General features: G+C 67.6%; 22 protein-coding genes. 10 read left to right on the top strand and 12 right to left on the bottom strand.

The genetic code is table 11. The annotated features are described in order from the left end of the window. Positions 1 to 7: 7 nt before the first annotated feature. The 9 genes from ACM2ZB_RS03715 to ACM2ZB_RS03675 all read right to left on the bottom strand — a co-directional run bounded on the left by ACM2ZB_RS03715 (position 8) and on the right by ACM2ZB_RS03675 (position 8,293). A complete protein-coding gene (locus tag ACM2ZB_RS03715) occupies positions 8 to 433 on the bottom strand; it encodes a VOC family protein (RefSeq protein ID WP_416057490.1) in 426 nt (141 codons plus the stop codon). 11 nt (positions 434 to 444) lie between these two features. Beyond that, a complete protein-coding gene (locus tag ACM2ZB_RS03710; RefSeq protein WP_416057489.1) occupies positions 445 to 915 on the bottom strand; it encodes a helix-turn-helix domain-containing protein in 471 nt (156 codons plus the stop codon). Positions 916 to 931: 16 nt separating this feature from the next. Beyond that, the gene (locus ACM2ZB_RS03705; RefSeq protein ID WP_416057488.1) at positions 932 to 2,854 is read right to left on the bottom strand and encodes a response regulator; all 1,923 of its coding nucleotides are present in this window, start codon (positions 2,852 to 2,854) and stop codon (positions 932 to 934) included. Then, positions 2,841 to 3,713 (bottom strand): sensor histidine kinase, encoded by an 873-nt coding sequence (locus tag ACM2ZB_RS03700; protein WP_416057487.1) that lies wholly within the window; start codon positions 3,711 to 3,713, stop codon positions 2,841 to 2,843. Before ACM2ZB_RS03700 ends, ACM2ZB_RS03705 begins: the two co-directional genes overlap by 14 nt. After that, positions 3,713 to 4,726: an ATP-binding protein gene (locus ACM2ZB_RS03695; RefSeq protein ID WP_416057486.1), complete on the bottom strand. Its 1,014-nt coding sequence runs from the start codon at positions 4,724 to 4,726 to the stop codon at positions 3,713 to 3,715. Before ACM2ZB_RS03695 ends, ACM2ZB_RS03700 begins: the two co-directional genes overlap by 1 nt. Then, positions 4,717 to 5,118, bottom strand: coding sequence for an anti-sigma regulatory factor (locus ACM2ZB_RS03690; protein WP_416057485.1), 402 nt, complete (start codon positions 5,116 to 5,118; stop codon positions 4,717 to 4,719). Before ACM2ZB_RS03690 ends, ACM2ZB_RS03695 begins: the two co-directional genes overlap by 10 nt. Beyond that, positions 5,115 to 5,480, bottom strand: coding sequence for an STAS domain-containing protein (locus ACM2ZB_RS03685; RefSeq protein ID WP_313436053.1), 366 nt, complete (start codon positions 5,478 to 5,480; stop codon positions 5,115 to 5,117). Before ACM2ZB_RS03685 ends, ACM2ZB_RS03690 begins: the two co-directional genes overlap by 4 nt. After that, positions 5,480 to 6,340 (bottom strand): STAS domain-containing protein, encoded by an 861-nt coding sequence (locus ACM2ZB_RS03680; RefSeq protein WP_416057484.1) that lies wholly within the window; start codon positions 6,338 to 6,340, stop codon positions 5,480 to 5,482. Before ACM2ZB_RS03680 ends, ACM2ZB_RS03685 begins: the two co-directional genes overlap by 1 nt. A 114-nt stretch (positions 6,341 to 6,454) precedes the next feature. Continuing rightward, complete coding sequence (locus ACM2ZB_RS03675; protein WP_416057483.1) at positions 6,455 to 8,293, bottom strand: XVIPCD domain-containing protein; 1,839 nt, start codon at positions 8,291 to 8,293, stop codon at positions 6,455 to 6,457. A 118-nt stretch (positions 8,294 to 8,411) separates the two neighbouring features. Between ACM2ZB_RS03675 and ACM2ZB_RS03670 the strand changes: the two genes are divergently transcribed. The 5 genes from ACM2ZB_RS03670 (at position 8,412) to ACM2ZB_RS03650 (ending at position 16,438) form a co-directional block, all read left to right on the top strand. Then, positions 8,412 to 10,598, top strand: coding sequence for a hypothetical protein (locus tag ACM2ZB_RS03670; protein WP_416057482.1), 2,187 nt, complete (start codon positions 8,412 to 8,414; stop codon positions 10,596 to 10,598). A gap of 79 nt (positions 10,599 to 10,677) precedes the next feature. Then, positions 10,678 to 11,163 carry a TspO/MBR family protein gene (locus ACM2ZB_RS03665; protein ID WP_416057481.1) on the top strand — a complete coding sequence of 162 codons (486 nt, stop codon included), beginning with the start codon at positions 10,678 to 10,680 and terminating at the stop codon, positions 11,161 to 11,163. A gap of 175 nt (positions 11,164 to 11,338) precedes the next feature. Further along, positions 11,339 to 13,576, top strand: coding sequence for an ATP-binding protein (locus ACM2ZB_RS03660; protein WP_416057480.1), 2,238 nt, complete (start codon positions 11,339 to 11,341; stop codon positions 13,574 to 13,576). Then, complete coding sequence (locus ACM2ZB_RS03655; protein ID WP_416057479.1) at positions 13,573 to 14,040, top strand: response regulator; 468 nt, start codon at positions 13,573 to 13,575, stop codon at positions 14,038 to 14,040. Before ACM2ZB_RS03660 ends, ACM2ZB_RS03655 begins: the two co-directional genes overlap by 4 nt. After that, positions 14,033 to 16,438 carry a response regulator gene (locus ACM2ZB_RS03650; protein ID WP_416057478.1) on the top strand — a complete coding sequence of 802 codons (2,406 nt, stop codon included), beginning with the start codon at positions 14,033 to 14,035 and terminating at the stop codon, positions 16,436 to 16,438. Before ACM2ZB_RS03655 ends, ACM2ZB_RS03650 begins: the two co-directional genes overlap by 8 nt. Here the strand turns inward: ACM2ZB_RS03650 and ACM2ZB_RS03645 are convergent. Genes ACM2ZB_RS03645 through ACM2ZB_RS03635 form a run of 3 tightly spaced genes read right to left on the bottom strand, consistent with a single transcriptional unit; the run spans position 16,404 to position 18,417 of the window. Continuing rightward, positions 16,404 to 17,090, bottom strand: coding sequence for an NAD(P)H-binding protein (locus tag ACM2ZB_RS03645; RefSeq protein ID WP_416057477.1), 687 nt, complete (start codon positions 17,088 to 17,090; stop codon positions 16,404 to 16,406). The genes ACM2ZB_RS03650 and ACM2ZB_RS03645 overlap by 35 nt on opposite strands. Before the next feature lie 20 nt (positions 17,091 to 17,110). Then, positions 17,111 to 17,797 carry a ChrR family anti-sigma-E factor gene (locus ACM2ZB_RS03640; protein ID WP_416057476.1) on the bottom strand — a complete coding sequence of 229 codons (687 nt, stop codon included), beginning with the start codon at positions 17,795 to 17,797 and terminating at the stop codon, positions 17,111 to 17,113. Continuing rightward, entirely contained in the window at positions 17,794 to 18,417 is a 624-nt protein-coding gene (locus ACM2ZB_RS03635; RefSeq protein ID WP_416057475.1) for a sigma-70 family RNA polymerase sigma factor, read from the bottom strand. The genes ACM2ZB_RS03640 and ACM2ZB_RS03635 overlap by 4 nt, the downstream gene beginning before the upstream one ends. Positions 18,418 to 18,548: 131 nt before the next feature. Here ACM2ZB_RS03635 and ACM2ZB_RS03630 point away from each other — a divergent pair, with 131 nt between their 5' ends. From ACM2ZB_RS03630 to ACM2ZB_RS03610, 5 genes are all read left to right on the top strand, one after another. Continuing rightward, positions 18,549 to 19,316 (top strand): hypothetical protein, encoded by a 768-nt coding sequence (locus tag ACM2ZB_RS03630; RefSeq protein ID WP_416057474.1) that lies wholly within the window; start codon positions 18,549 to 18,551, stop codon positions 19,314 to 19,316. 83 nt (positions 19,317 to 19,399) lie between these two features. After that, positions 19,400 to 20,353, top strand: a complete 954-nt coding sequence (locus ACM2ZB_RS03625) for an acyl-CoA desaturase (protein WP_416057473.1) — start codon at positions 19,400 to 19,402, stop codon at positions 20,351 to 20,353. Between the two features lie 2 nt (positions 20,354 to 20,355). Then, positions 20,356 to 21,633 carry an NAD(P)/FAD-dependent oxidoreductase gene (locus tag ACM2ZB_RS03620; RefSeq protein ID WP_416057472.1) on the top strand — a complete coding sequence of 426 codons (1,278 nt, stop codon included), beginning with the start codon at positions 20,356 to 20,358 and terminating at the stop codon, positions 21,631 to 21,633. Beyond that, on the top strand, positions 21,630 to 22,397 hold the full coding sequence (locus tag ACM2ZB_RS03615; RefSeq protein WP_416057471.1) for a DUF1365 domain-containing protein: 768 nt from the start codon (positions 21,630 to 21,632) through the stop codon (positions 22,395 to 22,397). Before ACM2ZB_RS03620 ends, ACM2ZB_RS03615 begins: the two co-directional genes overlap by 4 nt. After that, positions 22,394 to 23,653: a class I SAM-dependent methyltransferase gene (locus ACM2ZB_RS03610; RefSeq protein WP_416057470.1), complete on the top strand. Its 1,260-nt coding sequence runs from the start codon at positions 22,394 to 22,396 to the stop codon at positions 23,651 to 23,653. The genes ACM2ZB_RS03615 and ACM2ZB_RS03610 overlap by 4 nt, the downstream gene beginning before the upstream one ends. The last annotated feature ends 1 nt before the right edge of the window (position 23,654 follow it).

The following is a 23,654-nucleotide window of genomic DNA, read 5'->3' as shown; positions in this document are numbered from 1 at the left end:
AGGGTACTCAATGCCCGCTGCGGTCCTTGGCCGGGCGCTCGATCATTTTCCAGCCATTGCCGGACGGATCACGGAATCCGGCATCCACCGCGCCATAGCGCTCGACCGGTGCCTGGGTGAACTCCACCCCGCGCGCCAGCAACCGTGCGTGGCTGGCGCGGCAGTCATCCACCGCCAGCACCAGCGGTGGCATCGCGCCCTTGGCCACCATCTGCTGCAGGGTCTGCGCGGTGGCCGCATCGTGCACGGGCGGGCCGGGCTTGAACAGACCCAGCTGGACGCTGGCATCGTCGGCGGACTGCACCGTCAACCAGCGGTAATCGCCGTTGCCCACATCGGTGTGGACCTTGAAACCCAACGTATTGACGTAGAAATCGAGTGCTTCGTCCTGGTCGCGCACATACAGGCCAACCACATTCACGGTAACGGTCATAACCCCTCCTCTCAAGTGGGGTCTACGCTAGCAATCCCGGCGCGGCGGCGCTTCTCCAAAACTGCGATCTTCAGGTCCGGCCGCTGCGCGGCGCGGGCGTGGCATTCGGGCATCGGCGTGTGCGCGGGGGCGCCACCACTTTCGGTACGGGCACGCTCGCGCACCGCCCCTGGGCTGTCGCCGGTGATGTCACGGAAGATGCGGCCGAAGGTGCCGATGCTGACCCAGCCGGTCTGCAGGGCGATCTCGGTGACCGCCAGATCGGTCTCGCGCAGCAGCGCCACCGCGCGTTCGATGCGGCGGCTGAGCAGGTAGCGATGGGGCGGCGCGCCAAAGGCCTGCTTGAAGGAGCGCGCGAAATGCGCTGCGGATACCGCACTGACCGCCGCCAGGCGCGCGACCGGCCAGTCTTCATGGCTGGCCCGGTCCATATGGTCCTTGGCGCGCAACAGGCGACGCAGCAGTTCGGGACTCTGGGGCATGGCGCGCGCGTGCCGGCTACAGTGCGGAGCGCACCGCCTTCAGCAGCTCCAGCAGGCTGAAGGGTTTGGGCAGCAGGCTCATGCCGCTGCCCAGGAACGTCTCGCGATCGGCGGCGCGTTCGGTGTAGCCGGTGATGAACAGGACCGGCAGCACCGGATTGATCTCGCGGGCAGCATCGGCAAGCTCGCGGCCATTCATGCCAGGCAGGCCGACGTCTGACAGCAGCAGATGGAAATCCGGATCCTGGCGCAGCAGCCGCAGGGCCTGCCGCGCATTGCTGGCCAGGGTCACCTGGTAACCGGCTTCGGACAGCATTTCGCCAACCATCATGCGCACCGAATCGGTGTCATCCACCAGCAGGATGCGTTCGGCCTGCCCGCGCGGGGGAGCCGCCTGTTCGACCGCGCCCACGGCGGCGGCGGGCTCGCCCGCCGGCAGCAGCAGCTCGACCTCGGTGCCTTCGCCCGGTTCGCTGGCAATACGGGCCACGCCGCCGGACTGGCGCGCGAACCCATAGGTCATCGACAGGCCCAGGCCGGTGCCCTCGCCCTGCGGCTTGGTGGTGAAAAAGGGTTCGAACACCTTGTCCAGCAGTTCCAGCGGAATGCCAGGGCCGGTGTCGATGACCTTCAGGCTGATGTAACGGCCCGGCGCCAGCTCATGCTCGCGCTGCAGCGTGCAGGCCTCGGCACGCAGGCGGATCAGGCCGCGGCCGGCAAGCGCGTCGCGCGCATTGATGACCAGGTTCAGTACGACGTTCTCGAACTGATTGACATCGGCCACTGCAACCAGGGGTTCATCGCCCAGCTCGAACTCCAGTTCGACATTCTCACCAATGGAGCGGCGCAGCAGATCTTCCAGCGAACGCGTGCGCGCCACCAGGTCGAACGGTTGTGAATCCAGTGGCTGCTTGCGGGCAAAGGCGAGCATGCGCTGGGTCAAGGCGGCAGCACGCTGCGCCGACGCGGCGGCAATGCTGCTGTACTGCGGCACCTTGTCCAGCTTGGACGAGGCGACCGCCAGTTCGATCATGTCCAGGCCGGAAATGATGGTGGTCAGCAGGTTGTTGAAGTCGTGCGCGATGCCGCCGGTCAGCTGGCCCAGCGAGTCCATCTTCTGCGCCTGCAGCAGTTCGGCTTCGGTGCGGGCACGTTCGGCGATCTGGTGCGCCAGCTCGGTCGTGGCCGTTTCCAGCTCGGCGCGCTGTTCGCGTGCCCGCTGGTGGTGGCGGGTGATGTCCTCGATGACCAGCAGCCCATGCCCGGTGCGCCGGTCCGGCGACAGCCTCCATTGAGTGGTGCGGTTGCCGGGCAGCACCAGCTCCCCCTGCCAGCGCGACTGCCGGGACAGCGCATCCTGCAGGTCCAGCACGAATTCCTTGTCATCGCCCAGCAGCGGCAGCAGCGATCCTGCGGGCAGCCCACCGCCGAACAACCTGGCGAAGGCCGGATTGCTTTCCCGCACCACCAGCTGGTCATCAAGCACCGCAAGCGGCGCATTGACCTGGCTGAAGATCTCATGGAAGCGCGCATCCGCTTCACGCAGCGCCTCTTCGGCCCGGCGCGCGCGCATCAGGCTGCGCAGGGTGGCCAGCAGCACGTCAGGGTCCACCGGGTGGATCAGGTAGGCGTCGGCGCCGTTGTCCAGGCCGGTGATCATGTCGCCCGTTGCAATCGACGCCGCCGATACGTGGATGACCGGCAACAGCAGCAGATGTGCCTGCTGGCGTAGCTCGCGGACCACATCGAAACCACTCATGTCCGGCAGGTTCACGTCCAGCACCAGCGCGCCGAAGTCATGCTCGCCCAGGCGATCCAGGCCTTCGCGGCCGGTGGCGGCCTCGGTCACGCTGTAACCGTGGTGTTCCAGCACCCGGCGCACCGAATAGCGGGTGGCCGCATTGTCATCGACCACCAGTACCTGGTCAGACTGCGGCATGCTGGGCCTCCACTGCTTCGCTCATGGTCACCGGCAACACCACGTGGAAGGCAGACCCCACCCCGGGCGTGCTGTCCACCGCCACCTGGCCGCCCAGAAGCTGGGCAAAGCGCTTGCAGAGGGAGAGCCCCAGGCCCGTCCCCCGCAACCGCTTCTGCAGTGGCGAATCGACCTGCACGAAATCCTCGAACAGTGCCGGCAGCAGGTCCGGGGCGATACCAATGCCCGTATCGCGCACCGTGAAGCGGATCTCATTGCTGCCGGCCATCGCCGCGGAGACCACCACCTGGCCTTCCGGGGTGAATTTCAGCGCGTTGGAAATGTAGTTCCGCAGGATCTGTGCGAGCTTCTTGTCATCGGTGTAGAGCATCGGCAGCTGCGGCGGCGCCTCGAACACCAGATCGATGCGCTGGTTGCTTTCCACCAGCGGCCGGAACATGCCACGCAGTGCCGAAAACAGGTCCATCAGGTCGAACCAGCCCGGCGAAATGGTGATCCTCCCCGCCTCGATCTTGGCCAGGTCCAGCAGGTCGTCCACCATTTCGCGCAGCTCGGAGGCAGAGGCGCTGACGAAGCGCACCTGCCGCAGCTGCTCATCGTTGAGCGGCCCATCCATGCCGTCCTCGAGCAGGCGCGTCATGCTCAGGATCGACCCGAGCGGGGTGCGGAACTCATGGCTCATGTAGGACAGGAACCGGCTCTTCAGATCCGATACCTGCCGAAGCTGTTCGGCCTGCTGGTCCAGCTCGGCATACAGCGCCAGCACGCCTTGGTTGGTCTCGTCCAGTTCAGCCCGCAGCGCGGCGTTTTCCGCAGCCAGCCGGGCATGGTCTTCCTGCAGTTGTTCGTTGTTGGCCATCACCACGCTCCAATGCGCACGGCAACGATGCTTGCGTCATCGCGGCCCCGGTCGAAATCACGCTGCAGTACGGCGGCCACCAATGCCGGGTGGCGCTGCACCAATCCTGGATAATCCTGCAGCCGCCAACGGGACTGCAGGCCATCGCTGTGCATCAGCAGCAGCGTGCCCTGCCCGGCGTGAACGCCGAATGCCTGTGCCTTGCGGAACTGCACGCCGACGATGCCCGGCAGCGAGGCCAGCCCACGCAACCCGTGCGGATCGGCGATGCCGGCACTGATGTTGCCTACGCCGCAGAAGTGCCCGTCGCCACCGGCCAGCGGCACGGTCGCCACGGCAACGGCGCCGCCGCGGGTGCCGGCCATGCCGCGGTGAATGGCCTGCAGCAGCTCGGCCGGGTCGGCAGTGCTCGCCCCGGCGGCAGCAGCAATACCTGCACGGGCGGCATCGCTGGCAGGCAATCCATGGCCCAGGCCATCGATGAGCGTGACGGTCGCCCGGCCCTCGGCCACGGTCAGGTGCCACGCGTCTCCGCACGCTTCCTCGCCGCGCATCGCTATCCGCAGCGCGCCATACGGCGAATCGACCTGCGGCGGCGCGCGATCGGGATAGATGCGTGCAACCACCACGCTGCCACGTGCGTCGGACCAGTTGTCCAGCAGCGTGGCCTGGCGGCGGATCGCGCCCAGCCCCAGCCCTTGGCTTCCCGCGGTGGAGTAGCCCTCCACCAGGGCCTGCGAAAGGACGAAGCCGGGGCCTGCATCGAGGGTGTGGATTTCGACGCCACGCGCGCCGCGCCCCTGCACGACCGACAGATACACGCGCCCGCCGCCGCCGTGGCGCAGCAGATTGCTGGCCAGCTCGCTGGCGGCCAGCGCAACGCGCCCGCTGTCGGTCTCGTCAAACCCGATGCGGGCTGCCAGGGCAAGCGCCTCACGGCGGACCTGCCCGACCTGCGTGGCCTCTTCCACGGCCACCACCCGGGTCAGGTGCCCGGAGAAATTCAAGTCCATTTGCTGATGGTTACCCGCGTCCCCACGCCCGGGGTGGTGTCCAGCTCGAAGGTGTCCACCAGCCGGCGCGAACCGGACAGGCCCAGGCCCATGCCCTTTCCGGACGACCAGCCATCGGTCAAGGCCTGTTCGACGTTGGCGATGCCAGGGCCCTGGTCGGAAAACACCAGGCGTACGCCACGGCGCAGCCCTTCATCCAGCAGCTCCCATTCCATCTGCCCGCCACCGCCGTAGATGACGGTGTTGCGCGCCAGCTCGCTGGCCGCGGTGACCAGCTTGGTCTGGTCGACCAGGCGCAACCCAGAGGCCACGGCCGCCTGGCGGACGGCCTGGCGCGCCAGCACCACATCCTGCTCGATCCGCACCGCAAGGATTCCCTGCCGAGCGGTCATGGCCGTTCATCGTCCTGCCGGCGCAGCAGGTGCATGCCGCGCTCGACATTCAATGCGGTGCGCACGCCGCGCAGGTCCAGGCCCAGTTCTACCAGGGTAATGGCCACGGCAGGCTGCATGCCCACCACCACGGTCGTGGCATCCATCACCCTGGACAGCGCGGATATGGTCGCGATCATGCGGCCAATGAAGGAATCGACGATGTCCAGCGCGGAGATATCGATCAGCACGCCGCGCGCGGAGGTGCGGCGGATGCGCTCGCTCAGATCGTCCTGCAGGTTCAAGGCCAGCTGGTCGTGCATGTCCACCTGGATGGTGACCAGCAGAAGATCCCCCATCTGCAGGATCGGAATACGGTCCATCAGCGGTTGGCCTGGGTAACGGTCAGACCGGTGCGCTTGAGCGCCAGGGCCAACGCGTCGGCCAGATTGGCCTTGGTCACGATGCCCTGCAGGTCCAGGCCCAGGTGGACGATGGTCTGGGCAATCTGCGGGCGGACACCACTGATGATGGCGTCGGCCCCCATCAGGCGGATCGCGGTCACGGTCTTCAGCAGGTGCTGCGCGACCAGGGTATCGACGGTAGGCACGCCCGTGATGTCGATGATGGCGATTTCCGAACCGGTATCGACAATGCGCTGCAACAGCGATTCCATCACCACCTGGGTGCGTTGCGAATCCAGCGTACCGATCATCGGCAGTGCCAGCACGCCATCCCACAGCTTCACCACCGGCGTGGAAAGCTCCAGCATTTCTTCCTGCTGGCGCTGGATCACATCCTCACGGGTGCGCTGGAAGGCCTTGACCGTATGCAGGCCCAGCACATCGAGCAGCTCGGAAATGGACCACAGCTGGTCGCCCAGCGCCTGCGGATCATTGGCCAGCTGCTGCTGCAGCAACTGGAACAAGGGGCGCTTGAGCGAGAAGATGAAGGTGGCCGTCTCCGACGAGCTGAAGCCCTTCAGGGCGCGATCGCGGGACAGGTCTTCCAGGAAATGGCGGATGCCCTGCCATTCGGCGCCCTGCAGGTTGGCCGCGTCGGCTGCGGACAGGGCCGGCAGCAGCAGCTGCCAGAATTCCTGCACCTGGCTGTCCAGGTCACGCGCGCCGATGCGGCTGTCGTCATTCTGGCCGGCTGCACCCAGGTTGTGCCGCCACTGGGCGATCAGGGGGGTCTGGTGTTCGCGGATAAGGTCGATGGAGCGCTGCTGCAAAGCCGCCATGTGTACGGTCCGGGTAGTAGGAAACGCCGGGGACCGCCAACAGACGAGTCCCCTACTCGTCAGGAAGCGTATTAAGCACTGTGAAGATGTTGGTGGTGCGTGAAATCGGCATGTTCAGCGCGCCATCGCCCGGCTGGCCTGCTCCTGCACCTGCTGCTCCTGCTGCAGGCGCTGCGCATCCGGCGCCTCACGCTCGGGCACCTGCTGCAGCTCGCGCACCTGCTCGTTGACCGGCGTGGCCACCGCGCGTTCGGTATCGGTGCGCGCAATCTGCCGGTCCGCTGCGTGGGCCTGGCCCTGCACCGCAAAGGCGTAGCGCCCATCCTCGCTCAGCACGGCTTCGTCGATCCGCTCCATGCCCTGGTGCCGGGCCGCAACCAGCAGGGCCATGCTCAGCCGCTCGCTGCTTTCATCCGGTGCGCGCCCCATCGCCTGGTCAAGGCTGCCCACCGCGCCCTGGCTCTGGCACCACAGCGCATGGTCGGGGCTGCTGGCATGGCGTGGGTCCTGCTGCGGCAACAGCGGTGACGGCGCAGGCAGGTGCTGCAGGTGGTCGCCGCGCACGCTGGCGTCGATCCGCTGCAGGTCCTGCCCACCGGCGGCCGACACGTGGAAGAGGCGCTCGGCCATGCCCTGCGCCGAATGGCCCTGGTTGCGGGCCAGCCCGATCGCGAAGGCATCCACATCCTGCTGCGGCCTGCCCTGCCCGTCTTCGGCCAGCAGCCGCCAGCCCGGCCCCATCATCGGGTTGTCCTTGACCATGGCCTGGGTGCGCTCCATCAGCCCACGCATCTGGCCTTCATCCAGCACCAGCGTGTTGACCTCACCGGCCTTCATCGGCCCGGCCACATCCTTGTCGGTACGCCCGGTCAAAGCACTGTTGACCAGGCTGGCCACCTGCGCGGCGTTGGGCTCATTGCGCAGGTCGAAGGTGAACTCATAGCGGCGCTGGGCGATATCTTCCTGGCCGTCGGCGCCGAAGGCACTGACCCGTGTCATGGGCAGGTTGCCGCTGTAGTCCAGCGTCATCCGTTCGGTATGGCTGCCATCGTCGCGGCGTACGCGCACCAGATCGCCCGCGTTGTGCTGGCCGCCCAGGTCGACGCCGACCTTGCCGTTGTAGTCCAGCTTCAAACGGGTCTGCGAGTTCATGCCCAGCCGTTCGATGGTCGCAAGATCCTGCACACCGGGGGTGCCGGCGTCCATGCGCCCGGTCTCGATGAACTGCGCGTAGGCGTCGCGCCCTTCCGCCTGGCCCAGATCGAAGGTGGCGCTGCGTACCGACGATTGCCCCAGGGCGTCCTGGCGGCCGGCAATCGCATTGAACTTGCCGGCATTGAAGCCCAGTCCGTTGAAAGCTTCCACGGCCTCGTTCGGTCCGGTGGTGACCCGCACCCGGCCATCGCTGAGCCGATCCACGCGCAGGCTTGCGCCCTCGGCCTCGGTCATCTGGCTCTGCATCGCCATGTTGCGGAAGCGTGCCTGCATCTGCGTGCCGGTGAACTGCTGGCCATCCAGGATCACGCTGCCGCCCGGCGGCAAGGTGGTCGGGTCCAGCGGGTTGACCTGGCGCGGATCGGTGGCGTCATGCTCCGGCAGCGCCACCTTGTAGCGGCCGCGGCTGCCGGCGACCGCTGCACCTTCGGCAATGCCGGCCTTCAACTGCGTGCGGGTGGCGCTGGAGACCTCCAGCTGGTATTCCCTGCGGCCATCCACCACTGCCTCGGTGCCGCCCACGGCGGATTCCACGAACTGTCCTGCGAATGCGGTACCGCTCAGTTTGCGGTCGCTGGATGCCTTCGCACCGGTTTCGGACACCGCTACGCTGCCGTCGCGCGAGCTGCGCCTGGCCTCATGGCCATTGGAGGTATAGGTGGGATCGAAGGCCGCCTTGTCGATGGCATCGTGGGCGGTGTTCGCGGTGCTGCTGTCCTTGCCGGCCTGAGCATTCATGCTGTGGGCTCCTTGTACGTTGACCCCCGATTATAGGCAGCGTGTGCAGGCAGGCATTCACATTCCCACGCACGCGTGTTCGGGATAGTGACGCAGTTCCCATCAGCAGCGAGTCCCGATGCGCGCAATTTCCGTACGTTTCCAGCAGTGGCCACGCCGTTGGCGCGTGCTCGCGTGGATCGTGCTGGGCGTGTACGCGGCGTATCTGCTGGCCGGCAATGTATTCCTGAACACCCCGCTGTTTGACCGGGTCACCAACCGCAAGCCAGAGAAGTTCGTGATGCGCACCGGTCCGGCCATCACCCTGCTGCCCGGCCATGTCATCGCCTGGAACGTACACATGCGCGGGCACGTCAACCACACCGTGTATGTGCTGCACGCCGACCGCGCCAGCGCCCGGCTGGCCCTGCTGCCGTTGTTCAGGCGTGAGGTGCGCGTGCCGCGCCTGCACGCCACTGGCGTGGCGGCTGAAGTCACCCGGGTGGACGAGGTGGTGCCACCGCCACCGCGCGGGCACGAAGGCTGGACCCTGCGCTTCGATGCCATCCACAGCGACTCCATCGAGTACGCCAGGCTGGGCAAGCTGCTGATCAACGGACAGGGCAGCGGTACGGTGGGGTTCCGCAAACAGCTGCGTGGCGGCCCGTCGGAACTCTACGATTCGCAGGTGGCCTTCCGCGATGCGCACGCCAGCTACGATGGCGTGCAGCTGCTGCAGGCGCTGGATCTGCAGGCCCGCTTCAGCTACCCGTGGCACTACCGTGACCAGGCACCGGGCGTGGCCAAGTTCGAGCTGATCCACGGTTCGTTGCAGGCCCACGCACGCAGCCATGGCCTGCGCCTGGATACCGCCTCGCGCCAGGTGAAGATCACCAGCTCCGCCACCACCGGCCAGCTGCAGGCTTCGTTGACGCTGGATCGCGGCCAGCTGCGCCCCGGCAGCCATGCCAGCTGGCGCGTGCCGCTGCAGTTGGGCGACGGCGCACCCGATCGCGGCATGCTGGCGCTGCAACTGGACGCCGCCAAGGACATCCGCGTGCAGGCGCGGCTGCCGGCACGAGAAGGCACGGGCGCCGCGCTGGATGCCGACCTGCGCGTGGCCGGGACCCGCATTCCGTTCCGCGAGCCGGGCCAGCTGGTCGAGCGCACCTCCGGGCGCGTGCAGGGCGAATGGACGTTCACGTCTCTCAACTGGATTCCGCAGCTGTTCCTGCGCAAGCCCTGGCTTCAGCTGGACGGTGGCGGCACGGTCCGCGCCGATCTGCGGCTGCAGCAGGGTGAGCTGGCCGCCGGCAGTACGGTGGACATTCCCGAGGCGGCGGCAACGGCCGAGGTGGCGGGTGTGCGCATGACCGGCACAGCCAGCGCACATGGCACGCTGGAAGCCGGTTCGCCCACGCGCGCGCAGCTGGATGTGCGCGTGCCACGTTTCAACGCCCGCGCCGGCGGCGCGAACGGCGACCCCCTGTTCGATGGGCGCGACCTGTTCCTGCAGCTCAGTGGTGATGGTCGACTGCGCGAATTCCGCAAGGACATGCGCGCACGCCTGCGCTTCAACAATGCCTCGATTCCCGACCTGACCGCCTACAACCGCTATCTGGGCAAGGAACAGGTGCGCCTGCTTGGCGGCACGGGCACCCTTACCGGCGATGTGGAACTGGATACCGATGGCCGGGTTGGCCATGGCACGGCCAAGCTGCTGGGCAACCGCGCGCGCCTGCAGGTTGCCGGTCTGGACATGGTCGGCGACGCCCAGGTGGACGCCGCCCTGCGCCGGGGCGACTTCAAGCAGCGCTACTTCGATCTGTCCGGCACCTCGGTGCAGCTGCGCAACGTGCAGGTGGGGCAGCAGGACCGCAAGGCCCCCTGGCAGGGCCGCGTGCAGTTCAAGCAGGGACGGATCGACGCCCAGGCACCGTTCCGCGTCGATGCCACGGCCGATCTGACCATGAGCGATGCGGGGCCGCTGCTGGGGGTGTTCGCCGAACGCGGCGACTACCCGCGCTGGACGCTTTCCCTGCTTGATGCCGGGCAGGTGAATGCATCGACCCGCCTGCGCTGGCAGGCAGGCCGCCTGGTGCTTGATGACCTGCAGGCGGAGAACGAGCGCCTTTCCGTGCGCGCCCGGCTGGACCTGGTCAACCAGCACAAGCGCGGCGATCTCTACCTCCGCTGGGGGCTGCTCGGCGCGGGCATTGAACTGGATGGCAAGCAGCGCCAGTGGCATCTTGCCGGCGCGCGCGAGTGGTTCGACGGGCGCCCCGCCCTGCTGCCGGCGGAGGGTGCGGCCGCCACGCCGAACTGAGGTCGTGGCATCCGCTGCATCCAACCGGGCCCGACGCACGTATACGCATCACAGCGACAGGCGCTGGAGTTGATCAAGCATGAATCACAGAAAACAGATGGTGGGCCTGGCCGGTTGGCTGCTGCTGACCCTGGCCGCGGCAGCGCTGGGTGCACGCGCGTCGATCACGGCGGCAACATTCTATGGCCAGCTGGCCCAACCCGGCTGGGCACCGCCGGCCAGCGTGTTCGGCCCGGTGTGGACGGTCCTGTATGTGGTGATGGCGATCAGCGTGTGGCTGGTCTGGCGCAAAGGGGGCTGGCGCAGCAATCGGACCGCCCTCGGGCTGTACATCGCGCAGCTGTGCATCAACGTACTCTGGAGCTGGCTGTTCTTCGCGTGGAAACTGGGCGCGGCGGCCTTCCTCGACATCCTGTTGCTGCTGGCGCTGATCGTGGCGACGATGCTGGCCTTTGCCAGGCGCAGCGCACTGGCGGCCTGGCTGCTGCTGCCCTATCTGGCCTGGGTCAGCTTCGCCACCGCACTCAACCATGCGGTCTGGCAGCTCAACCCTGCGGTGCTGTAAGCGCCGCCTGAATTGTTCATCACCTCGGCCCCTGCGTCTTCACATGAAACAGTGGTATGCGGATTCCGGTTTTTGCTTCACCATATAGCGATGGCTTTTCCTTCCGACTCAGACATGCGTCGCGGCGTGCATTCCGGCGCTGTCAACCTGCCCCGAACCGCGAGCGACGCTGCTGATGTCCTCTGTTGACCCCCTGCAGGACGCCGCACTGGATCTGTGCGCGCGGGAACCCATCCACACGCCCGGTGCGATCCAGCCTTATGGCGTGCTGCTGGTGGTGGATCCCGCCTCGCTGCAGGTGGTTGAACGTGCAATCAGCGAGCCCGACCTGTTCGAACGCTTCGGCGATCCATTGGGACAGGACCTGGCCGCCGTGCTGGGTGGAGTGCTTGCGGACTGCATCGAGGCGCTCGGCCAGGTGGCCTTGGACAGCTCGGTGCACCTTGGCTCCATCGAGCTGACAGGGCACGGACGGCACCAGGTGCTGGCCCACCGTTCGGCGCAGGCCCTGCTGCTGGAACTGGAATCACCGGTCGCCGGTCAGCCGACCTCGCTGGAAGCCCTGTATCCGGCCATCCGCCAGTTGATGGCGGCCATCGAAACGGCCAGCTCGGTCGAGTCACTCTGCCAGATCGCTGCCGAGCACATGCGGGCGATGACCGGCTTCGACCGGACTCTGGTCTATCAGTTCGACAGCGGCTGGAACGGCATCGTTATCGCCGAAGACGGCAACGGGGTGCTGCCCTCCTATCTGGACCTGCGCTTCCCCGAATCGGACATCCCGGCCCAGGCACGCGAGCTCTATCGCCGCAACCGCGTGCGCCTGATCGCAGATGCCAACTACAGCGCGGTACCGCTGGTACGCGCAGCACAGTACGCCGATGCCGCGCCGACCGATCTGAGCCTGTCGGTGCTGCGCAGCGTTTCGCCGGTGCACCTGCAGTACATGCGCAACATGGGCACCGGATCATCCATGTCGGTGTCGCTCATCCACGAGGGCCAGCTCTGGGGCCTGGTGTCCTGCCACAGCGCGGATGCCCGTCGCCTACCCTACCCGGTGCGCACCGCCTGTGAGTTCATGGGCCAGATCGTCTCGCTGCAGATTGCCCTGAAGGAGCGGGCCCGCGCCGTGGAGGAACGCATCCAGCGGCGCTCGGTGCTGGTCAGGCTGCTGGGACGCATGGCAGGCGACGAGGAGTTCATGGCAGCGCTGCGGCAGGACCCGGTGAGCCTGATGTCGCTGACCAATGCCGCCGGCGCCGCCATCGTGCACAAGGGCGAGTGCCTGCGGGTCGGGCAGTGCCCGGACCGCAACGACGTGCTGGACATCGCCCACTGGTTGGCGACCGAGCACGCCGGCGACGAGGTCCACGCGACCGACCACCTGGCCAGCGTCTGGGCACCGGGCGCCGCTCTGACCGCCACCGCGAGCGGCTTGCTGGCGGTGTCGATTTCCCAGCTGCACGACAGTTTCCTGATGTGGTTCCGGCCTGAAGTGGTGCGCACCGTGCGCTGGGGCGGTGATCCGCGCAAGACCGCAGCGCCGGGCACAGTGCTTTCGCCGCGCAACTCTTTCGAGGCATGGAAGGAAACCGTGCAGCAGCGCAGTCTGCCCTGGAACGATGCCGACCGCGATGCCGCGCACGAAATGCGCACCGCAATCGTCGACATCGTGCTGCGCAAGGCCGAGGAGATGGCCGAGCTCAACGAACAGCTTCTGCGCAGCAACAAGGAACTGGAGGCGTTTTCCTATTCGGTCAGCCATGATCTGCGCGCGCCGTTCCGGCATATCGTCGGCTATTCCGAACTGCTCGGCAGTTCCGCTTCGGAGCGCTTGAACGCCACCGAACGCCGCTTCCTGGACACCATCGTCGAATCGGCGAAGTCGGCCGGTACGCTGGTCGATGACCTGCTGAGCTTCTCGCAGATGGGCCGTTCGACGCTGGGCCTGATGCGCCTGGACATGGGCGCACTGGTGGGTGATGTCCGCCGCACACTGGCCTTCGACTATGCCGGGCGTGATATCGAGTGGAAGGTCGGCACGCTGCCCAGCATCGAGGCCGACCCCACGATGATGCGCCTGGTCTGGCAGAACCTGCTGTCCAATGCGGTCAAGTTCACCCGCGAACGCGAGCACGCGATCATCGAAATCGGCTGCGAACGCACAGACGATGAGCATGTCTTCTTCGTCCGCGACAATGGCTGCGGCTTCGACATGCGCTACGTCGACAAGCTGTTTGGCGTATTCCAGCGCCTGCACCATGTCGAGGAATTCGAAGGCACCGGCATCGGCCTGGCCAATGTGCGCCGCATCGTTGGCCGCCATGGCGGCCGCACCTGGGCCGAAGGCGCGCTTGGCAAGGGCGCCACCGTTTATTTCACCCTGCCCCATCAAGACGGAGAACACCCATGAGGGATCTGCGGCCCATCCTCCTGGTTGAAGACAGCCCCAAGGATGCCGAGCTGACGATGGCTGCGCTGGCGCGCTGCCAGCTGCTGAACGACGTCGTCCACGTGCGCGATGGCGCCGAAGCGCTGGACTACCTGCGCTGTGAGGGTGCCTATGCCGGGGCCCGGCATGGTGGGCCCGTGGTCGTGCTGCTTGACCTGAAGCTGCCCAAGATCAATGGCCTGGAAGTGCTGGAGCAGGTGCGCGGCGATGCGGTGCTGGGCAGCACCCCCATCGTCATGTTGACCTCGTCCCGCGAAGAACAGGATCTGGTGCGCAGCTACCAGCTGGGCGTGAATGCCTTCGTGGTGAAGCCGGTGGATTTCAAGGAATTCTTCGACGCCATCCAGGGGCTGGGGATGTTCTGGGGCATCACCAACCAGCCGCCACCGCACCCTTTCATCGGCAATGGCACCTCCAATGCGTGATGCTACGCGCCGCGCTTCACACCTGCGCATCCTCATGCTGGAGGACAGCGCGCTGGATGCGGAGCTGATCACGGCGCAGCTGCAGCGGGCCGGCATGGACTTCGAGATCGAACGCCTGTGGACCCGGGACGCCTTCATCGAAGCCATCGAGGGCGACCGTTTCGACATCATCCTGGCCGACCATGTGCTGCCGGGATTTGATGGTGACGCCGCGCTCGACCTGGTGCGTGAGCGCGCGCCGCAGATTCCCTTCATCTTCGTTTCCGGCACCCTGACCGAGGAACTGGCGGTGCAGGCGTTGACCCGCGGCGCGCGCGACTACGTGGTCAAGCAGCGCCTGCAACGGCTGCCCGATGCGATCCGCCGCGCCCGCCAGGAAGCCAGCGAACGCAACCAGCTGGCCCATGCCAGGGCCGCACTGGACGAAAGCCAAGCGCAGCTGCAGCAGATCACCGATGCGGTGCCGGCGCTGATCGCCCATCTGGACACCGAACACCGCTACCGCTTCGCCAACAAGGCCTTCCTGGAGTGGCACGGCTCCGACCTGGAGAGCATTCTGGGCCGCACTGCGGCGGAGATCGGCGGTGCCGAGGCGTTTGCCAACGCCCTGCCCAGCCTGCAGCGGGTGCTGGCCGGCGAACGTGCCAGCTTCCAGGTCACCCTGGTGCACCGCAGTGGCGAGTCACGTTTCGTGCAGATGGACTGCGTGCCCGAGCGTGCTGCCGATGGCAGCATCACCGGCTACACCTGCCTGGGCAGCGACGTGTCCACGCTGAAGCGCGCCGAGCTGGCGCTGCGCGAGGACAACGAATCGCTGGAACGGCAGGTGCAGGCACGCACCGCTGAGCTGCAGGGCAGCAAGCGGCGCCTGCAGGCCATCTTTGAATCCAGCTTCCAGCACCAGGTGCTGCTCGATACCTCCGGCCGCATTGTCGACGCCAATGTCGCTTCCCTGGCCGCCGTGCTTGCCGAAAAGGCCGATGTGATCGGCCTGCCGTTCTGGGAATCGCCGTGGTTTGCCGGCACGCCCGCGCTTGCCGAAGTGGTCGACCAGGCCGTGGCCGACGCCGCGCGCGGGCGCAGCGGACTGCAGGCCATGGACCTTGAACTGCCGACGGGCCACCGCAGCTTCGATTTCTCCTTCCGTCCCCTGCAGGACGCCGAGGGTGCGATCACCGCAGTGGTCTCCGAGGCGGTGGAAACCACCGCCCGCATCCACGCCGAGCACGCGTTGCGGCAGGCGCAGAAGATCGAGGCGGTGGGCCAGCTCACCGGCGGTATTGCCCACGATTTCAACAACATCCTCACCGTGATCGCCGGCAACGTTGAACACGCCATGCTGCTCAACCAGCGTGACGGCCAGCCCGGCAACATGAGTGGGCGGGCACTGGACAACGCCCTGAAGGGGGTCAGCCGCGCCGCCAGCCTCACCCAGCGGCTGCTGGCCTTCGCCCGCAAGCAGCCGTTGCACAGCCAGGCGGTCAACCTCAACGATGCGCTGCTGGGCATGCATGACATGCTGCAGCGTGCGCTGGGTGAACTGGTGCAGCTGGACATCCGCACCGCCGAAGGCATCTGGTGCGTGGAGCTGGACATCAGCCAGCTGGAGGCATCGGTACTGAACCTGGCAGTCAATGCACGCGATGCCATGGCCACGGGCGGCCGGCTGGTGGTGGAGGTCGACAACAGCCACCTCGACCACGACTACGCCGCGTTGTTCCCCGATGCCACGCCCGGCGAGTACGTGATGCTGCGCGTGCGCGACAACGGCCATGGCATGTCGGCCGATACGCTTGCCAAGGTATTCGAACCCTTCTTCACCACCAAGCAGGTCGGTCGCGGCACCGGCCTGGGTTTGTCGATGGTGCACGGCTTCGTCAAGCAGTCCGGCGGCCACGTGCTGATCGATTCAGTGGAAGGCGTCGGCACCAGCATCACCATGATGTTCCCGCGCTCCTCGCTGGATCTTCCCTGCGACACCGTCGCGCCCGCCACCGGGCTGGCCGGCTACGAGCCGCGCGAAGAGACCATCCTGGTGGCCGAGGACAATGACGATGTGCGCGCCTACACCGTGGAGGCCCTGCGCCAGTTGGGCTACCGGGTGCTGGAAGCGCATGACGGGCCGTCCGCGCTGCGCCTGCTGGAACGGCCGGATTCACGAATCGACCTGCTGTTCTCCGACATCGTGATGCCGGGCATGTCCGGCTGGGAACTGGGCCGCGAGGTACGCGAGCGCTGGCCGCAGGTGGCCGTGCTGTTCACCTCGGGCTATCCGCGCGACCACGATGCTGCCGGCAGCAAGGGCCGCACAGCGCCGTTGCTGGCCAAGCCCTTCACCCGCAGCGACCTGGCCGAGTCGATCATCAGCGTGCTGAAGGATCGCGCGCCAACCGATTGATCTGCGCGCATTCGACAACCGCCGGCGGTGCCGGGCTCCGTGCCAGCGCGATCATCGCCTGGCCGATGGCGCGGTTGCTGGTGGTCAGCGCCGGCAACACGCCCTCGGCGATCCGCATCAACGGGCGTGCCAGCACATAGAACGGCTTCAACGGCGCGTGCCGCGTGCCGGTACCAGGCACCGGTCGCACGCCGGCCGGGCGCAGCATCACCGTGCGCAGCGGCAAACGCGCAAGCGCCTGCTCGGTTTCGCCCTTCACCCGCAGCGGCATGATGCGGCTGCGCGGATCGGCATGCGCACCGGATACATAAAGGAAGCAGCCATCGGGATTGGCCGCCGCCCAGGCCTCGGCGACGGCAAGGGTCACCGCCAGCGTCACCTGCCGGTACTCGGCCTCGGCCGTGCCCACCGGTGGCGCGCCCGCGCAGTAGAAGCAGGCATCGAATCCCGAGAGGGCGGTGCCCAGGCCCGCAGCCTGCAGGAAATCCGGCAGCACGATCTGGTCGACCGTACCCGCCACGCTGCCCGGCTGGCGTACCAGCACGGACACGTGGGCGACGTCGCCCGACTGCAGGCAGGCCTGCAGCACGCCCTGCCCGACCAGTCCGGTGGCGCCTACCAGAAGCACCCGCATTGCCTTGCTGCTGCCCATGGGGCATTCCCTCCAGCGCTCTAGAGCTTGACGAACCGCTGGATCTTGCGCGCCAGCCAACCGCTGAACACCAGCGGCGCATCCAGCGCCGAAACGCAGATACAGGGCACGCCCGGCGCGGTAACCGGCTGATGCTCGACCTCTTCGTCCAGATCGGCCACGTCGCCCGGGGCGAACAATCCCAGCGCATCATTGTAGGACCCGCGCAGGATCTGGGTCAGTTCACTGCGGCCGTGGCTGTGCATGGGGAGGCATTTGCCCGGCGCGATCTTCAGCATGATCAGCGACGGCATCTGCGCCGAACGGATGCAGTGCACGCCCGGTGCGATCCAGCGCCAGCGCAGGCGGGACAGCAAAGGGCCGAAGTAAGGATGCAGCGACGCCGGCAGGTGGTCCGGATTGGACTCCGGGCGCTCGAACGGCACCAGCCTGGGTGCCGCCGCGACGGCGACCACGCTGGGCTCCGGCGAGGCCTGCTCCAGGTGTGCCAGCATGGCCGCGCGCAGCTGCCCGTGGCGGGCCCCCATCGCCACCGGTTGGGTCTGCTCCAGCAGTGCGGCACCAATCGCCTCGGCGTCACGCAGGCGCTGGCGGCAGTGCGGGCACTGTTCCAGATGGGTGCCGGCCACCACGCTCAGGGGCGCCGGCAGGCCGCCGGCGGCGTAGCTCAGCAGCGTTGACTCGTGCAGGTGATGGTGCGGGTTCACGGCGCGCCCCCCACCTTCGACTGCAGTTGCAGGAACGCGCGGCGCAGGTGCGATTTCACCGTGCCCAGCGGCATGTTCAGCGCCTGGGCGATCTCGCCGTGGCTCTTGGCCTCGAAATAGGACATGCGCACCAGCCGTGCCTGCACTGCGGGCAGTTCGTTGATGCGCTGGCGCAGGCGGGCCTGGTCGGCGTACTGCTCGGCACTGCTGCGATCGGCCGCATCACCCAGCGCGGCTTCTTCCACGGCAGCCTGCACCTGCAACCAGCTGCGCTCGCGGCGCACACGGTCGATCTGCAGGTTGCGGGCAATGCGGTAGATCCAGGTGCTCAGGGCGCCCTGTGCGGCATCGAATTCTGATGCACGCAGCCAGACCCGCAGCAGGCATTCCTGGGCCAGTTCCTCGGCCACCGCTCCCGGCGCGCCCAGGCCGCGCAGATAGACGCAGAGACGCGGCATGAAGTGGTCGTAGATGCGCATGAAGCAGCCACGGTCACGCAGCCGGGCGACACCGTCCATGTCACCGGTCCAGTTCGTCGGCTCGTTGCTAGGCTGCTGGGAACTGGACACGATGCGCGCGGTGTCGAAATCAAAGGAGGGGCTGGCGGCGTCAGGGTACATCTGCGTAGGCGGCAGGCAGGTGAAGGGTTCGGTGTGCTGTACGCACCGGAGCGCGGTTTGGATGCAGCCAGGTGCTGCATCCAGCCCGGCCCGCCGCGCGTATGACCTGCAGCCCCCTTGCGGAGAACACCATGCGCAGCATCTGGCTGCTGTTGCTTACGCCGGCAATCGCCACGGCGGCGCCGCTGCTGCGCAGCGAGGGCGCCGCCAGCACCCTCGATGGTCGCCCGGCCTACCGCGAGGTGCACTGGCAGCAGGAAGGCCGGGACGGCGCCCAGCGCTGGGTGCAGTACCTGTGCCCGGACGGGCGGCCCTTCGCCCGCAAGGAACTGCCGGCCACCGGCAACGCCCTGGCCCGCGGCTACCGGTTGTCCGACCAGCGCAGCGGCCAGGCCGCCCACGTGCAGGTGGCCGACGGGCAGGTCCGCATCGACTGGAAGGAGAGCCAGCAGGCCGCCAACCGAAGTGCCCGCCTGCCGTTGCCCACCGATGCGGTGATCGACACCGGCTTCGACGCCGCCGTGCGCAGCCACTGGCCGGCGTTGATGGCCGGTGCCGAAATCGAGCTGCCCTTCCTGATGCCCGGCCGGCAGCGCTTCTACCCGGTGAAGGTGCGCCGCACCGCTGCGGTGCGCTGGCAGGGCATGCCCGCGCAGGCCATCGAGGTGCGCCTGGCCACCTGGTATGGCGCGGTGGCGCCACGGCTGGCCCTGGTCTATGCCGATGGCGACCGCCGCCTGCTCGAATTCCGCGGCACCAGCAATCTGCGCGATGCACGCGGTGACTATCCGGTCGTGACCGTCCGCTTCGCCGCTGCACCCAGCCCGCAACCCATCGCGCAGTGGCAGCAGGCCTGGGCGCAACCGCTCGTCTCGAGCTGTTCCGTTACGGCCAGGTGAAACCACACGCCGGTTGAAATCAGCTGCATCCAATCGACGCCCGGCGCCGTAGAGAGAACAAGCACGCCTTCGAGAGCTCGCCCATGTCCGCCGCAGCGCCCCTTCCCCGCCGACGTGAGCGCCTGCTGCGCACCGTGCTGCGATGGTTCGACACCCGCAGTACCTCCGCCCCGGCCACAGCGGACCAGCCCGGGCGCATCGACTGGCTGCGCGCGGTGCCCTTCGCCGTGCTGCACCTGGGCTGCCTGGGGGTGATCTGGGTGGGCACATCGTGGACGGCGGTTGCCATTGCGCTGGCCCTGTATGCGGTGCGCATGTTCGCCATCACTGCCTTCTACCACCGGTATTTCTCCCACCGCACCTTCCAGGCCTCGCGACCGGTGCAGTTCGTGTTCGCGGTGATCGGCGCCGCCAGCGTGCAGCGTGGCCCGCTGTGGTGGGCCGCGCATCACCGCCATCACCACCGCCACGCCGACCAGCCACAGGACCCGCATTCCCCGCGTGAGGTCGGTTTCTGGCGCAGCCATATGGGCTGGTTCCTGACCCGTGAAGCCTTCGCCACCGATCTGCAGCGCGTGCCCGACCTGGCCCGCTTCCCGGAACTGCGCTGGCTGGACCGCTTCGATATTGCCGTGCCGGTGCTGCTGGCGGCAGCGCTGTACGGCCTGGGCGCCCTGCTCGAGCGCGTGGCACCGGGGCTGCACACCAGCGGTGCGCAGCTGCTGGTCTGGGGCTTCTTCATTTCCACGGTGGTGCTGTTCCATGCCACGGTCACCATCAACTCGCTGGCCCACCGCTTCGGCAGCCGCCGTTTCGAAACCCGCGACGACAGCCGCAACAATGTCTGGCTGGCCCTGCTGACTTTCGGCGAAGGGTGGCACAACAACCACCACTTCTTTCCCGGCACCGTGCGCCAGGGCTTCCGCTGGTGGGAAGTGGACCTGACCTGGTACGGGCTGCGTCTGATGGCGGCACTGGGCCTGGTCAGCGGCCTGAAACCGATACCCGACTGGGTACTGACCAAGGCGAGGAACTGACCGTGCGCATTGCCGTGATCGGTTCGGGCATTGCAGGGCTGGCCAGCGCATGGTGGCTGGATGGCGAACACGAAGTCACCCTGTACGAGGCCAACGACTATCTGGGTGGCCATACCCATACCCACCAGGTGCAGGTGGACGGCCGGCAGCTGGCGGTGGATACCGGCTTCATCGTCTTCAACCCGGACCACTACCCGCTGCTGACCGCGTTCTTCGATGCGCTGGGCGTTGCTTCGCAGCCGACCACCATGAGCTTTTCCATGCACAGCGAGCGCAGCGGCGTGGAGTACAACGCCACCTCGCTGGACGGGCTGTTCTGCCAGCGCCGCAACCTGGTGTCACCGCGCTTCTGGGGCATGCTGGGCGACCTGCGCCGCTTCTACCGCGATGCACCGGCGCTGCTGGCGGAGGCCGAGGGCCCGACCCTGGGCCAGTACCTGCGCCAGCAGCGCTACGGCGAGGCCTTCGTGGAAGAGCACCTGCTGCCGATGGCATCGGCGCTGTGGTCCTCGCCCACCGCTACGGTGCTGGAGTTCCCCGCGCGCTACCTGGTGCAGTTCATGGCCAACCACCAGATGCTGCAGATGACCGGCCGCGCGCCCTGGCGGGTGGTCAGCGGCGGCTCGGCCCGCTACGTCGATGCACTGCGCGCCCGCTGGCGCGTGCACGAACGGCTGGAATGCCCGGTGCAGGCCGTGGAACGCATGCCCTGGGGTGCCCGCGTGCACAGCAGCGCCGGCATCGAGGGCTTCGACGAGGTGATCCTGGCCTGCCACAGTGACCAGGCGCTGGCCCTGCTGGCCGATGCCGATCCGGTGGAGCGCGCGGTGCTGGGTGCCATCCGCTACCAGCCCAATGAAGCGGTACTGCATACCGATGCCCGCCTGCTGCCGCGCAACCGCAAAGCCTGGGCTGCATGGAACGCGCACGTGCCGCAGGACCCGGCCGCGCCGTGCACGGTCAGCTACTGCATGAACCTGCTGCAGGGGCTGCCCGGCGATACGCCGCTGGTGGTCACCCTCAACCGCAGCGAGGCCATCGACCCGTCCAAGGTGCTGCGCCGCCTCAACTACAGCCACCCGGTGCATGACCATGCCGCCGTGCGCGCGCAGCAGCGCTGGGGCGAAGTGCAGGGGCACCGCCATACCTGGTTTGCCGGCGCCTACTGGGGCTGGGGCTTCCATGAGGATGGCATCGCCAGTGCCAGGCGCATGGTCGATGCACTGCAGGCCCGCAGCGGGGTCAACCAGCTGCTGCGCCATGCGGAATTCAGCCTATGACCGCCAGCGCGCTCTACTTCGGCCAGGTGTGGCACCGCCGCCACCACCCGCACCCGCATGCGTTCCGCTACCCCATCGCCCAGCTGCTGCTGGACCTGGACGAGCTGGACCAGGTGTTCGGCGGCCGCTGGCTGTGGTCGGTAAACCGCCGCAACCTGGCCGAGTTCCGCCGCAGCGACTACTTCGGTGCGGCCGACGTGCCGCTGGCCGAGGCGGTGCGCGCGCACGCCGCCAGCGTGCTCGGCCGCCGGCCCGCCGGCCCCGTGCGCCTGCTGACCCACCTGCGCTTTGCCGGCCACGTCTTCAATCCGGTCAGCTTCTACTACTGCTACCAGGCCGACGGCACCACCCTGGACTGCATCGTGGCCGAGATCACCAACACCCCGTGGAAGGAACGGCACGCCTACGTGCTCCCGGCCGACCAGGCCACGCAGGACGGCACCAGCCTGCGCTGGCAGTTCGACAAGTGCTTCCACGTTTCGCCGTTCATGCCCATGGACTGCCACTACGACTGGCGCTTCAGTCCGCCCGGCGAGGACCTGCGCGTGCACATGCAGGTCTGGCGCGATGGTCTTCGCCAGTTCGACGCCACCCAGGCGATGCAGCGGCGCCCGCTGGATGGGCCGGGCCTGGCCCGTGTCCTGCTGGGCTATCCGCTGATGACGGTGCAGGTGGTGGCCGCCATCCATTGGCAGGCGCTGCGCCTGTGGCTGAAACGCAATCCCGTGCACGACCACCCTTCCCTTGCCGAGAAACCGCGATGAACCAGATGACTCCTTCGGTGGCCCTGCCCCGTCCCGGTCCGCTCGATGCCTTCCTGCGCCGCCGCCTGCTGGCCCAGCTTGCGCCCCTGCATGACGGCCAGCTGCGCGTGCGCGATGCCTTCGGCGAGGTCCTGCTGGGTGAAGGCAACGCTGAGCTGCAGGCCACGGTGACCATCGAAGACCCCGCGTTCTACCGGAAGGTTGCGGCACAGGGCAGCGTGGGTGCCGGCGAGAGCTACATCCATGGCGATTGGCACTGCGACGACCTGGTCGCGCTGGTGCGCCTGCTGGTGCGCAACCGCGACCTGCTGGACGGCATGGAGCGCGGCCCGGCGCGCGTGGCCGGCTGGCTGCTGCGCGGCTGGAACCGCCTGCGCCGCAACAGCCGCGATGGCAGCCGCCGCAACATCGCCGCCCACTACGACCTGGGCAACGACTTCTTCGCCCTGTTCCTGTCGCCGGACCTGATGTATTCCTCGGCGCTGTACGCGCAGCCCGACGAGCCGCTGGAAGTGGCCTCGCAGCGCAAGCTGGACCGCATCTGCCAGCAGCTGCGCCTGCAGCCGGGCGACCGTGTGGTCGAGATCGGCACTGGCTGGGGCGGTTTCGCCCTGCACGCAGCGCGCCACTACGGCTGCCACGTGACCACCACCACCATTTCCGCCGAACAGCACGCCCTGGCCGTGCAGCGCGTGCAGGACGCCGGCCTGCAGGAGCGCGTGACCGTGCTGATGCAGGACTACCGCGACCTGCAGGGGCAGTTCGACAAGCTGGTGTCCATCGAGATGATCGAGGCCATCGGCGCAGAGTTCCTCGACACCTACATGGGTACCCTGCAGCGCCTGCTCAAACCTGATGGCGTGGCCCTGCTGCAGGCGATCACCATCGAAGATCATCGCTACGAACAGGCTCGGCGCAGCGTGGACTACATCAAGCGCTTCGTGTTTCCCGGCAGCTTCATTCCGTCGATCAACGCGATCATGGCCGCCAAGACCCGCGCCAGCGATCTGCAGCTGATCGCCCAGCAGGATTTCGGCCATTCCTATGCGTGGACGCTGCGCGCCTGGCGCCAGCGCTTCCTGGCGCAGCGCGCCGCAGTAGCGGCACAGGGCTTCGATGACCGCTTCTGCCGGCTGTGGGAGTTCTACCTGGCCTACTGCGAAGGCGGCTTCCTGGAGCGGTCGATTGGCGTGTCGCACCTGCTGCTGGCACGGCCAGGCCATCGCCCCGACGGTAATGCGGGGGCAGAGGCCTGAC

The sequence above is a fragment of the Stenotrophomonas maltophilia genome (assembly GCF_047782825.1).
In the GTDB taxonomy this organism is placed as follows: domain Bacteria; phylum Pseudomonadota; class Gammaproteobacteria; order Xanthomonadales; family Xanthomonadaceae; genus Stenotrophomonas.
This window is presented reverse-complemented; position numbering and strand designations above follow the sequence as displayed.